Source organism: Georgenia subflava (assembly GCF_009193155.1).
Lineage (GTDB): Bacteria > Actinomycetota > Actinomycetes > Actinomycetales > Actinomycetaceae > Georgenia > Georgenia subflava.
This window is the reverse complement of the sequence record NZ_VUKD01000004.1, coordinates 402063-415015: the sequence shown is the minus strand read 5'-3', so window position 1 is coordinate 415015 and position 12953 is coordinate 402063. Positions and strand designations below refer to the sequence as shown.

Annotated in this window: 14 protein-coding genes; 6 read left to right on the top strand and 8 right to left on the bottom strand. The window is 72.6% G+C overall.

Annotation, left to right across the window (positions count from 1 at the left end):
* Positions 1-38: 38 nt before the first annotated feature.
* A complete protein-coding gene (locus GD748_RS15285) occupies positions 39-695 on the bottom strand; it encodes a response regulator transcription factor (protein ID WP_226921420.1) in 657 nt (218 codons plus the stop codon).
* Positions 692-1951: a sensor histidine kinase gene (locus GD748_RS15280; protein ID WP_152196077.1), complete on the bottom strand. Its 1260-nt coding sequence runs from the start codon at positions 1949-1951 to the stop codon at positions 692-694. The genes GD748_RS15285 and GD748_RS15280 overlap by 4 nt, the downstream gene beginning before the upstream one ends.
* A gap of 155 nt (positions 1952-2106) precedes the next feature.
* Between GD748_RS15280 and GD748_RS15275 the strand changes: the two genes are divergently transcribed.
* Both GD748_RS15275 and GD748_RS15270 read left to right on the top strand, forming a co-directional pair.
* Complete coding sequence (locus tag GD748_RS15275) at positions 2107-2382, top strand: type II toxin-antitoxin system Phd/YefM family antitoxin (protein ID WP_152196076.1); 276 nt, start codon at positions 2107-2109, stop codon at positions 2380-2382.
* On the top strand, positions 2379-2642 hold the full coding sequence (locus GD748_RS15270) for a type II toxin-antitoxin system RelE family toxin (RefSeq protein ID WP_152196075.1): 264 nt from the start codon (positions 2379-2381) through the stop codon (positions 2640-2642). Before GD748_RS15275 ends, GD748_RS15270 begins: the two co-directional genes overlap by 4 nt.
* 45 nt (positions 2643-2687) lie before the next feature.
* Here the strand turns inward: GD748_RS15270 and GD748_RS15265 are convergent, their stop codons facing one another.
* Both GD748_RS15265 and otnK read right to left on the bottom strand, forming a co-directional pair.
* Positions 2688-3344, bottom strand: a complete 657-nt coding sequence (locus GD748_RS15265) for a class II aldolase/adducin family protein (protein ID WP_152196074.1) — start codon at positions 3342-3344, stop codon at positions 2688-2690.
* Entirely contained in the window at positions 3341-4570 is a 1230-nt protein-coding gene (gene otnK / locus GD748_RS15260; protein WP_152196073.1) for a 3-oxo-tetronate kinase, read from the bottom strand. The genes GD748_RS15265 and otnK overlap by 4 nt, the downstream gene beginning before the upstream one ends.
* A gap of 250 nt (positions 4571-4820) precedes the next feature.
* Here otnK and GD748_RS15255 point away from each other — a divergent pair, with 250 nt between their 5' ends.
* The gene (locus GD748_RS15255) at positions 4821-5534 is read left to right on the top strand and encodes a DUF4386 family protein (protein ID WP_193312972.1); all 714 of its coding nucleotides are present in this window, start codon (positions 4821-4823) and stop codon (positions 5532-5534) included.
* Between the two features lie 29 nt (positions 5535-5563).
* Here the strand turns inward: GD748_RS15255 and GD748_RS15250 are convergent, their stop codons facing one another.
* A complete protein-coding gene (locus GD748_RS15250; RefSeq protein ID WP_152196071.1) occupies positions 5564-6367 on the bottom strand; it encodes a class I SAM-dependent methyltransferase in 804 nt (267 codons plus the stop codon).
* A 135-nt stretch (positions 6368-6502) separates the two neighbouring features.
* Here GD748_RS15250 and GD748_RS15245 point away from each other — a divergent pair, with 135 nt between their 5' ends.
* Positions 6503-7792, top strand: coding sequence for a sensor histidine kinase (locus GD748_RS15245; RefSeq protein WP_226921418.1), 1290 nt, complete (start codon positions 6503-6505; stop codon positions 7790-7792).
* A gap of 9 nt (positions 7793-7801) precedes the next feature.
* On the top strand, positions 7802-8452 hold the full coding sequence (locus GD748_RS15240) for a response regulator transcription factor (RefSeq protein WP_152196070.1): 651 nt from the start codon (positions 7802-7804) through the stop codon (positions 8450-8452).
* Positions 8453-8482: 30 nt separating this feature from the next.
* On the opposite strand, the gene GD748_RS15235 is transcribed toward GD748_RS15240, so the two are convergent.
* Positions 8483-9220 (bottom strand): hypothetical protein, encoded by a 738-nt coding sequence (locus GD748_RS15235; protein ID WP_152196069.1) that lies wholly within the window; start codon positions 9218-9220, stop codon positions 8483-8485.
* A 109-nt stretch (positions 9221-9329) separates the two neighbouring features.
* On the opposite strand from GD748_RS15235, the gene GD748_RS15230 reads away from it, so the two are divergent.
* Positions 9330-9920: a GNAT family N-acetyltransferase gene (locus GD748_RS15230; RefSeq protein ID WP_152196068.1), complete on the top strand. Its 591-nt coding sequence runs from the start codon at positions 9330-9332 to the stop codon at positions 9918-9920.
* Between the two features lie 13 nt (positions 9921-9933).
* Here the strand turns inward: GD748_RS15230 and GD748_RS15225 are convergent, their stop codons facing one another.
* A complete protein-coding gene (locus GD748_RS15225) occupies positions 9934-10581 on the bottom strand; it encodes a cyclase family protein (protein ID WP_152196067.1) in 648 nt (215 codons plus the stop codon).
* A 175-nt stretch (positions 10582-10756) separates the two neighbouring features.
* A complete protein-coding gene (locus GD748_RS15220) occupies positions 10757-12895 on the bottom strand; it encodes an ADP-ribosylglycohydrolase family protein (RefSeq protein WP_152196066.1) in 2139 nt (712 codons plus the stop codon).
* Between the last annotated feature and the right edge of the window lie 58 nt (positions 12896-12953).

Genomic DNA, 12953 nt, shown 5'->3' with positions numbered 1-12953 from the left:
CGGTCCAGACCTGGACCTGGACCGTGGTCTGAGTCGGTTCATCCGCCCGGGGTGACGACGCCGCGGTCGTAGGCCAGCACGATCGCCGCGGCTCGGTCGCGCACATCGAGCTTGGTGAAGATCGCGCCGACGTGGGACTTCACCGTCCCCTCGCTGACCACGAGCGACGCGGCGATCTCCCGGTTCGTGGCTCCGCGGGCCATCTGCCGCAGCACCTCGAGCTCGCGGTCGGAGAGGGCCTCGAGCCTGCGGACGTCGCGCTGGGCGGGCGCGACCGAGCCGCGGTAGGCGGACAGCACCCGAGGGGTGACTGCCGGGTCGAACCAGGCCGCCCCGGCTGCGACGGCGCGGGCGGCCGCGATCAGATCGGTCGCCGTCGTGTCCTTGAGCACGAAGCCGCCTGCCCCGGCCTCGAGCGCTCCCCAGAGCACGTCGTCGTCGCTGAACGTGGTGAGGACGAGCACCGGCGGCGGGTCCGGCTCGGCACGCACGAGCCGCGTGGCCTCGAGCCCGCCGACACCCGGCATCCGCACGTCCATGACGACCAGGTCCGGACTGCTCGCGCGCACGGCAGCGACGACCTCGGAGCCGTCCCGGCACTCGGCGACGACCTCGAACCCGTCCCCGGGCCCGAGGATGCGGGCCACGCCCGCCCGCACGATCTGCTGGTCGTCGGCGAGCACCACCCGGATCACGGCCGGGCCTCCTCGCCCGGCATGGCGGCCGGCTCGGCGGGGTCGTGCTGCCCGCCCGGCCCGGCGCCGGTGATCCATCCGTCCGTCTCGGCGGGGCCGGCGTCTGCCGCGGGGTCGAGCGGCAGCGTGCACCGCACCGACCAGCCCGTAGCGGTCGGGCCGGCAGAGAGCGCTCCGCCGGCCACCCGCGCCCGCTCGCGCATGGAGACGAGCCCGTGACCGTGCCCAGGCACGCCGGCCCTCGTCGGTCCGACGGTGTCGAAGCCGAGGCGGACGGCGGTGCCGGTGACCTCGACGGTGACTGTCGTGGCCGCCTCCGGCGCGTGCTGCGCCGCGTTCGCCAGGGCCTGCTGCGCGATGCGGTATGCCGTCAGGCCCACCGTCGCCGGGACGTCGAGGCCGCCGTCGGGAATGTCGAGGTCACCGGTGGACCGGAGCCGCACCGGCAGGCCGGCCGCCCGGTAGGTGGCGACCAGGTCGGGTATCTGGCCGAGCCCCGGCGCGGGCGGGTCGGCCCCGCCCGGCGCGCTCGCGCCGGTGGTCTCGTCATCACGCCTGAGCAGCTCGACGGTGCGGCGCAGCTCCTGCATGCTCGCCCGACCCGCCTCCTCCGCGGTACGCAGCGCCTCGTCCGCGGCGTCGACGTCGCGGCGCAGCACGTGCCGGGCGCCCGTGATGTGGAGCATGACGGCGGCGAGCCCGTGCCCGACCAGGTCGTGCACGTCGCGGCCGATGCGCTGGCGCTCGTCGACGACCGCCCGTTCGGCGAGCTCGTGGCGGGCACGGGCGAGCTCGGCCGTGACGTGCTCGAGCCGCCGGACGGTCAGGCCCAGCACTGCGGGAAACATGATGCCGAGCATCCAGATGCCCCACACGATGTGGGCCTCCGGCGAGAGGACGTCCACGACCACGGGCGTCAGCAGGCAGGCGACCACGACCACTGCCGCGAAGACGCGGTTGTCCGCCCACGCCGAGACGGTCAGCGCGAGCAGCGAGACCAGGAACACCCCGGGTTCGAGCCCGCCGTCCCACAGGGCGAGGCAGACCGTCACCGGCGTCACGACGGCGAGCACGGGCAGGAAGCGCGGCCGGACGTACCAGATCCCGAACAGTGCGACCGGCACTGCCAGCAGGGCGAGCTCCCACCACCGGCCGGTGTCGACCGCGGCGGCCAGGAAGAACAGGGCCGCGAGCGGGGTGATGAGCCGCCGGCCGGCGAGCGGCTCCCGCAGGGCGGAACGCACGGTCCCCAGCATGGACGTGACGCTACCGCGCCCCGTGGCCGGAAGTTGAGGCCGGCCACCGCCGCACCGACGGACGGGGCCTTCCAGCGCAGATTGGACCGTCCACGCATGGCAGGTGCGACCGTCGCACTCTCGTACACTTAGATCCTCAGTTGTACGATCCGTCCATGAGCGGGATGAACCAGCTGAGCGTCTCTCAGGCGAGGGAGCGGCTCGCCGCCGTCATCGAGCAGGCGACCACCAACCATCGTCCCGTCTACATCTCCCGCCGGGGCAAACGGGTCGCAGCGATCATCGATGCGGCAGAGCTCGACCGCATCACCGAGCTGGCCGAGGACATGGAAGATGTCCTCGCCGCCGAGGCCGCCCGTGAGGAGATGCGAGCGACGGCGCAGGAACCCATCCCCTGGGAAGAGGTCAAGGCGGACCTGGGCCTGTCGTGACCTACGACGTCGTCCTCTCGCCGGCCGCTGCCCGCGAGCTCCGCAAGCTCGATCCACCCGTTCGACGGAGGATCCAGGCCGTGCTCGAGCTCTTGGCCGAGAATCCCGGCCCACCGGCCGCGACACGCCTCGTCGGCGGCACCGGCGAGTGGCGCGTCCGGACGGGCGACTATCGCGTGATCTACGAGATCGAGGACGATCGACTGGTCGTCCTGGTTCTCCGTGCCGGACACCGCGGCGCGGTCTACCGAAAGCGCTGAACCGGACGATTCCCTACGTCCTGCTCGCCGGCTGGCACCGGCTGTTCACCAGTCCCAGACGGTCCCGTACCGTGCCGTGAGCTCGTCGACGTCCTGCCTGCTGAGCAGGTCGACCTCGCGCCCGCACAACGCGACGACTATCCGCGCGGCCTCTTCGATCTCGATGGCCGCGTCGATCGCCGCCTCGAGGTCGCGCCCGGAGGTAATGGATCCGTGGTTGGCAAGCAGTGCGGCGCGGAGCTCGCCGGGTACGGTCGCCAGGTTCTCGGCGAGCCTGCGGCTGCCGGGCGCGGCGTACGGCACGCGTGGCACCTGTCCGACCCGCATGACGAGGTAGGGCGTGATCGGAGGCAGGGCCGAGTGCTCGGACCACGGCGAGAGGCAGGACACGGCGGTCGCGGCCGGGGAGTGCAGGTGCACCACCGCCCTGGCGGAGGTTTCACGGCGGTACATCTCGAGGTGGAGTGGGTACTCCTTCGAGGGCTTCGGTCCGTCGCCGAGGGCACCGTCGAGGCCGATGGTGGACAGGTCGTCCGGCCGCAGGGCGCCGAGCGAGGTGCCGGTCGCGCTGATCAGGATGTGCCCGTCCACCAGGACCGAGATGTTGCCCGAGCTGCCTGGGCTCAGCCCGAGGTCGACGACGCGCCGGCCGGCCTCGCACAGGAGCTCGGCGGCGTTCGCGTCCGGGTCGCCTGCAGTCACGCGACACCGTCCCAGGCCGTGGTGAAGAGGTCGGCACCGCCGAAGTTGCCGGACTTGAGAACGACCATGACGTCATCCCCCGACCGACGGGCCGCGCGCGCCCACGCCACGCCCGGGCTGAGTGTCGGCCCGAGCCTGAGGTCGGTGATGTCCAGCGCGCTGACGACGGCGCCCGAGGTCTCGCCGCCGGCCACGACGAGGGAGTCCACCCCCCGATCCACGAGGTCGTGGGCGATCGCACCGAGCGCCTCCTCGATCAGCGGCGCGTCGTCGAGGTTGCGCACGTCGGACGGCGCGGCCGTCGCGTAGACGACGAACGGGGTGGCAGGTCCGGCGAGTGCGCGCGCGACGATCCCTCCCACGCAGCCGGCGAGGTCGGCCCGCAGGGCGCTCGGGTCCAGCTGCACCCCGTCGCCTTCCTCCAGGCCGTGGCGCACCTGGGTCTGGGTCATGCTCGACGCGCTGCCGGAGAGGACGACTCGACGCCGGTCACGCACCGTGATCGGCTCCTGCGCCCGGGCACGCGGCCCGTCGAGCCCTTGGGCGAGACCGCTGCCGCCGGTGAGGAGCTTGAGGTGACCGGCGGCCTCGGCGACGGTCCTGAGGTCGTCGTCGGTGACCGCGTCGACCACCAGGTGCCGCACTCCGTCGCGGGCGCGGCTCATGAGGACCTCTCGGAGGGCCGAGGACCCGCGGTGCACCTCCTGGAGCGGCACCAGTCCCACCGTCGCCCTCGTCTGGGCCGCCATGAGGCGCACGAGATTCGAGTCCGTCATCGGTGTCAGGGGATGGTGACGCATCGGGCTCTCGTCCAGCGGCTGCGAGCCGACGAAGAGGTGGCCCTGGTAGACCGTGCGGCCGTTCGCCGGGAACGACGGGCACACAACGGTTGCGTCCTCGTCGAGGGCGTCGAGCAGGGCCTCCGTGACGGGGCCGATGTTGCCCTCCGGGGTGGAGTCGAAGGTCGAGCAGTACTTGAAGTAGAAGCGCTCGGCGCCGATCCGCTGCAGGGCGTCGAGAGCGGCCAGGGAGGCGCTCACGGCCTGGTCGACCGGGGACGTGCGCGACTTCAGGGCGACGACCACCGCGTCGGCCTGCTCACCGAGCTCCGTGGTGACCGCCTCGTGGCCGACGACGACGGCCGAGCGGAACCCGGCGGCGGTCAGGGTGATGGCCAGGTCGGTGGCGCCGGTGAGGTCGTCGGCGATGGCGCCGAGCCGGATCATCGGGCCGGCTCCGACGAGGGAGCACCGTGGGTCATGGTTCGTTCTCCTCAGGGTGGTGTCGGGTCGATGGTGCCGGGGAGGCCGGGCAAGGGCGAGTCGACGCCGGCTGACCGACGCAAGATCCGACGCCCATGACGAGGACGGGGACGGTGAGAGCAGTCGAGACCATGGGGTACCACGTCAGGTGGCGTGGAGCGCATACTCGGACGTGGCGGTGTGGTGGGCGCCGCCACGCGCGAGAGGCGTCATCATGACGGCAACGGTCGCCGACGATCTGGGTTTGCGGCGCGCCGGGCTCCTTGCGGGGTGCGCTGGACTTGTCACCGCTGCGGCGTTCTGGGTCGACTCCCCGGGCTACCCCGCGGGCGGCGCGTCCGGTGAAGCGGTCCGCCGCCACGTGGAGGAGAGCTTCGACGCCCTCACCTGGGCCGTGGCGGGACAGCTGGTCGGCGTGGGTGCCGTCCTCGTCCTCGTCGCGGCGCTGAACTCCCTGCTGCGCCCGGCCGAGACGCCCCGCCGGTTCTGGAGCGACCTGGCGATCGTGTGCGGCGCGGTGGTCGCAGTGTGGCTGACGCTCCAGGCGAGCCTGGACGCGATCCCCTTGGTGCTGGCTGACGACGACGGCACGCTCGCCGCGTACGACGACGGCACTCTCCTCGCGCTGGAGCCGATCGGGCGGCTCGGCGAGACCTTCGGGGACGTCGCCGGCATCCCTCGTGGCCTGCTGGTCCTCGCGGTGTCGGTCCTCGCCTTGCGGACCCGCCTCCTGCCCCGCTGGCTGGGATACGTGGGGCTCGTGGTCGCCGCGGCCTCGCTGGTCTCCGTCGCCGTCCCCGCCTTCGGGTTGTTCGCGTTCGGGCTCTGGTTGCCCGTTCTCAGCGTCGTGCTCCTCGTCCGTGCCGCTCGTGGCACCCTCGCCGTCCCGCTCGCCGCCCCAGGACGTGGTCCGACCGATCAGGAGTGACGGCTTCCCCGCGGGCCGGCTCGCGTCGGTCACGGCTGCGCGTGGGCCCCGCGAGCTGGCGCCCCCGGCTTGACCAGGCGGGCGCTGAGGTACCGGGTCTCGCGCTCGGTCAGCCGCGCGTGGGTCCGGGTGCCCCGCAGACCGGCGAAGCGGCTGAAAGGGCGACGGAACGCGCGGGGTATCCACGTCCCGACGAGGCTGCGCCTGCGGTCGTCGTCCAGATCGAGCGCGGCAAGCACGCGCGGGGTGATGTCGTGCGTCTCGACGACCTCCAGCCGGCTCGCGCCGAGCTGGTCCCGGAGCGTGGTCGCGCCATCCGCGGACCGCAGGTCGGCGAAGAGGAGGTGGCCGCCCGGCCGGAGCACCCGGTGCACCTCCGCGAGGAACTGCTCCATCGAGCCGTAGCAGTGGGACGACTCCACGTTGACGACGGCGTCGAAGGAGCCGTCCGGGAACGGCAGGTCCAGCGCGTCCCCCCAGGTGAACGTGAGCCCGGGGCCGTGCCGGTACCGTCGGCACAGGGCGATCGCGCTGCGGGAGAAGTCCACCGCCGTCGTCCTCCGCGGGCCGCGGTCACGAGCGATGTACGAGGCGCCGCCACCGCGTCCGCAGCCGACCTCCAGCACGTCGGCGTCCTGTAGCGGCGTGTCCCCGAGGACGTGGTCGTAGAGCTGGATGCACAGCCGGTCGGGCTCGTCGGCAGCGTCCAGGAGCAGGGGTGGACCTCCTGGCGGGGGTGCGTAGCCGTAGTTCATGAAAGCCCACTCGGACCGGCGGATCCGCACGGCGAGCACCTCGTACAGCCCTCGCCACGCGAGCCCGCGCACTCTCATGCGGACAGGCTACGGCCGCCGGAGACCCGGAGCCGGGGTGTACCGGGCGTCCACGTGATCTCGGGGGGTTGTCCCTACCCCCGTTCGGGTGCGGGCACACTGGGAGGCACCTGCCGGGCGCTGGAGAGTGGTTCCATGAGCACCGAGACCATGACCATCCCCATCCACCAGCCGCTCCCCCGGACCGGGCTCCTCGCCCGTCTGGGCCGCGAGTCCGCCTTCCTCCTCGCCTCGTTCCCGCTGGCGATCGTCGCCTTCGTCGTCGCTGTCACCGGGGTGGCGCTCGGCGCCGGCCTGCTGATCATCTTCGTCGGGCTGTTCGTCGTCGCGGGCACCCTGTTCGTCGCCCAGGGCCTCGGCGACCTCGAGCGGCGCCGGTTCGCCGCTGTCGGCCGGCCGCTACCGCCCACGCAGCCGTTCCGCCGCGAGAAGCGCGGCCTGGCACGGGTGCTCGCGCGCCTGCGTCACGGCCAGAGCTGGCTCGATCTGCTGCACGCGTTCCTGCGCTTCCCGGTCTCCACCTTCACGTTCGTCCTTCTCGTCACCTGGTGGTCCGTCGCGCTCGGTGGGCTGACCTACGTGGTGTGGGAGCAGTTCCTCCCGGTCGACAACACCTCGCTCGCGGACCTCCTGGGGTACCCCGGCCGCACGGCCGACGTCGTCCTGAGCACCGCCGTCGGCCTGGTCTTCCTCCTCCTGCTGCCCTTCGTCGTCCGGGCGGCGTTCGCGCTGGAGCACGGGCTGGCGTACGCGACGCTCGGCGCCACGCACGCCGCGCGGCTCCGCGAGCAGGTGGATGCGCTGTCCAGCAGCCGCTCGGCAGCGGTCGACGCCGAGGCGGACACCCTGGGTCGCATCGAGCGCGACCTCCACGACGGACCCCAGCAGCGCCTCCTGCGCACCTCCATGGACCTGCAGGCGGCGCAGCGTCGCCTGGCCGAGAACGACACGCCTGCCGCACGCGAGCTGGTCGACCAGGCCGTGCTCCAGGTCCAGGAGAGCGTCGCCGAGCTCCGCGCCCTCTCCCGCGGGATCGCCCCGCCCGTCCTGGCCGACCGCGGGCTCGAGGCGGCCCTCAGCGCCGCCGCCGCGCAGAGCCCGATCCCGGTGCGGCTGCGCGTGGACCTCGACGGCGAGCGGCTCCTCCGGCCGCGCGAGAACGCGGCCTACTTCCTCGTCGTCGAGGCCCTCACCAACGCCGCCAAGCACAGCGGCGCCGGCGAGATCGACGTCGAGGTCACGCGCTCGGGCGACGTCGTCACGGTGACGGTGGCGGACGACGGTGACGGTGGTGCGCACCTGGGCAAGGGGCACGGGCTGTCCGGTCTCGCGGACCGCCTCGCCGGCCTGGACGGCACGCTCGAGGTCCGCAGCCCCGACGGCGGTGGCACGGTCGTGACCGGACGGATCCCTGTCGGCCGGTAGTTTGACTCCGTGAGGGTGGTGCTCGGCGAGGACTCGGTCCTCCTCCGCGAGGGGCTGGTCCGGCTGCTCGCCGAGGCGGGCTGCGAGGTGGTGGCGGCGGTCGGCGACGGCGAGGCCCTCGTCGCCGAGGCCCGCCGGCACCGGCCCGACGTCGTGGTCGCGGATGTGCGGATGCCGCCGACCTTCACCAGCGAGGGGCTGCGGGCGGCGGCGGAGATCCGCACCGAGCTGCCCGGCACGGCTGTCCTCGTGCTGTCGCAGTACGTCGAGGAGTCCTACGCCGAGGACCTCCTGGCCAGCGGCGACGGCGGCCTCGGCTACCTGCTCAAGGACCGCGTCGCCTCGCTCGCCGAGCTCTCCGACGCGCTCGAGCGTGTGGTCGCCGGCGGCACGGTCCTCGACCCCACGGTGGTCCGCCAGCTCATGGTCCGCCGGCGTGCGAGCCCGCTGGACCGGCTCACCCCGCGGGAGCGGGAGGTGCTGGAGCAGATGGCGCAGGGGCGCACCAACGCGGCCGTCGCCCGCGAGCTCTTCGTGTCCGAGAAGGCCGTCGAGAAGCACGTGTCCTCGATCTTCGACAAGCTCGACCTCCCGCCGTCGGCCGACGACCACCGCCGGGTGCTCGCCGTGCTGACCTGGCTGCGGGCCCACCGCCGGTAGCGGGCACCGGCCGTCCGGGCGCCGTCGGGGCTACGGCGTGGTGTCCCGGTCCGCCGGCTCGGCGGGCATTGTCGACCCGGACTCGTCGTCGGCCTGGCCGGCCAGCTCGGCCTTGAGCGCGTCCTGCTTGCGCCGGCGGGCGATCTCTCCCCTGGCGAGGACGAGGGCGAGGACCACGGGCCAGACGAACCTGGCGCGCTCGAGGATCCACGCGAGCCATGCCGGCGCCTGCCAGTCCGGCAGGTCGATGTCCGGCAGGTCGATGTCCGGCCACGGGATGCTCGGGAGGTCGATCTCGGGCCAGGGGATGTCCCAGCTCGGCCATGGCAGGTCGACGACGAACCGCACCGCCAGCAGGCTGAGCACCAGCGGGACGACCACCTTGGCGACGCCGCCCGCCGCCGCGATCGCCGCGTACCGGCCGGGGTGCTCACGGATCCGCTGCTCGCGCAGCGCGGCCGGCGACCCGGCCTCGGGATCGAGGTCGATGCCGCCGAGCCCGAGCAGTGCCTGTGCCTCGGCGTCCTGCTCCGCGGTGTCCTCGAAGAGCGTCACGCGCCGGGTGCGCCCCAGGGCCGTGAACTTCACCCTGACCGCCTCGGTGCCACCGTCCTCCGGCGCCAGGCGGACGGTGTCGTCGGCGGTCGTCCGCGTCGCGAGGAGGTCGTCGTCGGCGTACCACCGGACGGTCCGTGGCGCGCCACCGGTGATCTCGACCCGGTGGCGCCTGCCGCGCACAGTGAGGTCCCAGCGCTGTATCTCGGTCACGCTTCGACGCTACGGCGACGGCGCAGCTCCCGTGATCCACCTTTCGGCTCCACCCTGACGCCGCAGGGTGGAGCATCCTCCGTCCCGGGGCGCTGTCATGCTGGTGACCATGTCTGCCGATCCGTCGCCGCTCGCAGCCGTGGCGTGGCCCGTGCACACCGACCGTCTGGCGATCCGGCCGGCGACGCCGGCCGACGCCGAGGCGACGTGGCGCTACCGCCGGCTCGAGGTCGTCAACCGCTGGCTCACCCGGGCGCCTGAGACGTTCGAGGCCTATCGGGTGCAGTTCGAGGAACCGGCATCGCTGGCGAAGACGCTCGTCGTCGAGCTCGACGGCGTCGTCGTCGGCGATCTCATGGTCGCGGTCGAGGACGCATGGGCCCAGGCCGAGGTGGCCGAGCACGCACGCGGCGTGCAGGCCGAGCTCGGCTGGTCGCTGCACCCGGACTACGCCGGCCGCGGCTACGCCACCGAGGCGGTGCGCGAGCTCCTCCGGATCTGCTTCGCGGACCTCCGCCTGCGGCGGGTGACGGCGAACTGCTTCGCCGCCAACGAGCCGTCGTGGCGGCTCATGGAGCGCCTCGGCATGCGCCGAGAGCTCTACACGGTCCGGGAGTCGCTCCACCGGACCGACGGGTGGCTCGACGGCATGGGCTACGCGCTTCTGGCCGACGAGTGGGGCGAGCACAGCCGGCGGTGATGGTGGCGGGCCCCTACGGCACGACGGCGAACGCCCGCACCGGGAACGTGGCCATCCCGCGCACCTTGGGCGGCACGGCGGTGAAGCGCGCTCCGGTGGTGGGTAGCTCAGCCAGGTTCGTCAGGTGCTCGACCACGGGTATGCCGGCCCCGAGCAGGAGGCTGTGGGCTGGCCGTTCGCCGGTGGTGGTGGCGTCGATGTTGACCGAGTCGATCCCGACGAGGACCGCTCCCCCGTCGACCAGGGCACGAGCACCCTCCGCGGTGAGAGAGGGGTGTGCGGGGTCGCCATAGCGGTCGGTACCCCAGTGCCGGTCCCACCCGGTCCGCAGGAGCACCGCCGCACCGCTCACCGCCAGTCCGGCGAAGGCGTCGGCCTCGACGACCCCGTCCGCGTCGACGACGACGGCCGGCAGATCCGCGCAGCGCTCGAGCGCGAGACCGGCGAGGTCGTGCCCGTCGCGGTAGCGGTGCGCCGGCGTGTCGAGGTACGTGCCGGTGTTGGCGACCATGCTGATGCGCCCGATCGCGAACTCGGTGCCGGCCGCGTAGCTCTCCCGGGATGCGTCGAAGGTCAGGTGCTCGCCGATCTCCGGGCCGGGCAGGCCGGGGTAGGTGAGCATCCCGTGCTCGATGTCGTGGCTGAGATCGACCAGTGGCATGCCTCGAGGATGACACCGTCACACTCCCCTGCACAGGGCGTTGACCTCACCGAGTGCTGGCAGGTTCGGCGGCGTGCTCCGCCAGGTCCTGGTGCACGGCGCCGACAGTGACCCACCCCCTAGCCGAACGCGCGGGCGCGGGATGACATCGTGGCGACCCATCGCCAGTCGGTGCTCACCGCGGAATCCGACGCACCCGGAAACCGTCAACGAGCATCGCACCCTCGTTCATGACGAAGCCAGCACCACCGCTGACGTAGGCGTCGTCGGTCGCACTGAGCCGCTGCTCGCCGTCGAGGACGACGGAGAGGTCTCGCCCCGAGACGCGGAACTCGAGGTCGTGGCGTTGGTCCGTCTCATGGTCGACCTGCGTCGCCGCCAGCACAGCCTCGTCGGTATCCCGGACCCGCAGGATCTGAAGCTCCCGTCCCCTCATGATGGCCGCGTAGTAGCGGCGGTGGCCCCGAGAGCGTGCGACAAGACCGGCGCCGTCGTTCTGGTTGAACTCGATCCTGGAACTCACGGAGTAGTCGTTCCAGTCACGGGTACCGGTCGTGACGAGGCCGTGCCGGCCGCTGTGCGAGACGCACATCGTCGTCGTGTAGTCGGGCGCAAGATTCGTCGCCGAGCTGACGAAGGAACGTAGCCACGCCGTGTCCGTCGTCCACGGGGTCAACCCCGGCGTGAGCTCGTAGGAGCGGCCGAGCAGCAAGTCCTCGGGCGCGCCGGTCCAGTCGAGATCCACCAGTGTGACGGCCCCGTCGGTGCGGTACGCCGAGGTGAGGCGCAACCCGAGCCGGAAGATCGGCCGGCCGTCGGTGCCGGGGACCGTCCACCGCAGCTGGTTCTCACCGTGGACGAGGGCGAAGGCGTCGCCGACGGTCCGCCGGATCACGCCGTCGTCGCCATAGCTCTCGATGAAGAACGCCAGCGCCGGCGCGTCGGCGTCGGCGCGAACCGTCGCGGTGACGTGCTGGGTCGGGTACAGGCTCGGGCTCCCGACGACCTCGAAGTAGCTCGTCCCGGCCACGCCCCGCCCCGCGGGTTCCACCCACGTGTCGACGCACACGGTCGCCTCGGTGCCGGCACCGAGTGACCGGTACGCGATCGCCAGCCCGTCGCCCTCGTTGCTGACGCTCGTGCACGCCTGGCGCACGCCGAGATCCGGGTGAGAGCGGAACCCCTGGACCGAACCGGGCAGCTCGAACGCGAACCGTTTGGGGTCGGCCAGCTCGGCGCCGCGCATGGCGGCGGCCGTCCGCACGATGCGGCGGGTCTCGCGAACGGCGTCGCTCAGGCACTCCCCGCCGTCGGCGCTCACGACGTACATCCGGTCGGCGACCGGACCGCGGAAGTCGGAGCCCGCGTCGAGGCCCTCGAGCCCGAGCCGGATGCCGTTGAGGCAGCCGAGGTTCCCGGCGTTGCTGTCGGTGTCCCAGCCGGCCGAGGTGATGATCATGGAGGCGCGCTGCCAGTCTTCCCCGCCCATGAGCAGCGCCATGAGGATCGCGGCGTGGTTTGTCGCCGCGGGCGAGTTCGAGGGGTAGTGGTCGTAGCCGTGGTGGGTCTCGATCCAGTCGCGCACCACGCGCCAGTCGTCGGTCCGGGCGCACTGCTCGCGCACGTCGTCGACGATCCGGAGCAGCCGCGGGTCGGCGACGAACTGCGTCGCCCGGTCCAGGAGGACGCCCGCGTCGCGTTCGGCAAAGGCCATGGACTCCATCGCGACCAGGAGGCTGGCGGCCTCGACCGCCAGGCCGTCGTGGCTGACGGACGCCGCCGCACGTGCCATCGCGACAGCGCGCTCCGGGTCGTCGGGGTTCACGAGCGCCCAGGTGTCGATGAAGATCTGGGCGCCGATCTGTTCGGCCATCGACGGACCGTTGAGGGAGATCGCTCCAGAGGCGGGGGCGCGCAGGCCGGACTTCAGGCGCAGGTACGCGGTGTGCTCGGTGGACCGGCTCAGCCCTCCCCACCACAGGACCGTCCGGTTCTCGATGATGTAGTTGAGCCAGCTGTCGCCGACCATGTCAGCAGTGAGCGGCAGTCGGTCGAGGTTGTCCTCGAGCGCGCGGAAGAAGACGAAGGTGCCCGAGATGTCGTCGTCCGGGACGATGAGCGGCCAGCCCGTGTCGGCGGCGACGTAGTGATGGATGTCGCCGAACCGCTCCTGGATGTCCTCGTACGCCCAGCCCTCGACGGGCCGGCCGTGGTAGACGCCGAGGATCTTGCCGAGGACTCCGGCATAGACCTGTTCGGGGTAGGCCGCCGGCAGCGCGGCGGGCAGGGTCGACGGGTCGGCCTGGACGAGCATGAGCACCTCTGATGGGTTGGGGGGGACAATCGAGTTGGCAGCGCTGTCGGGGCTGCGG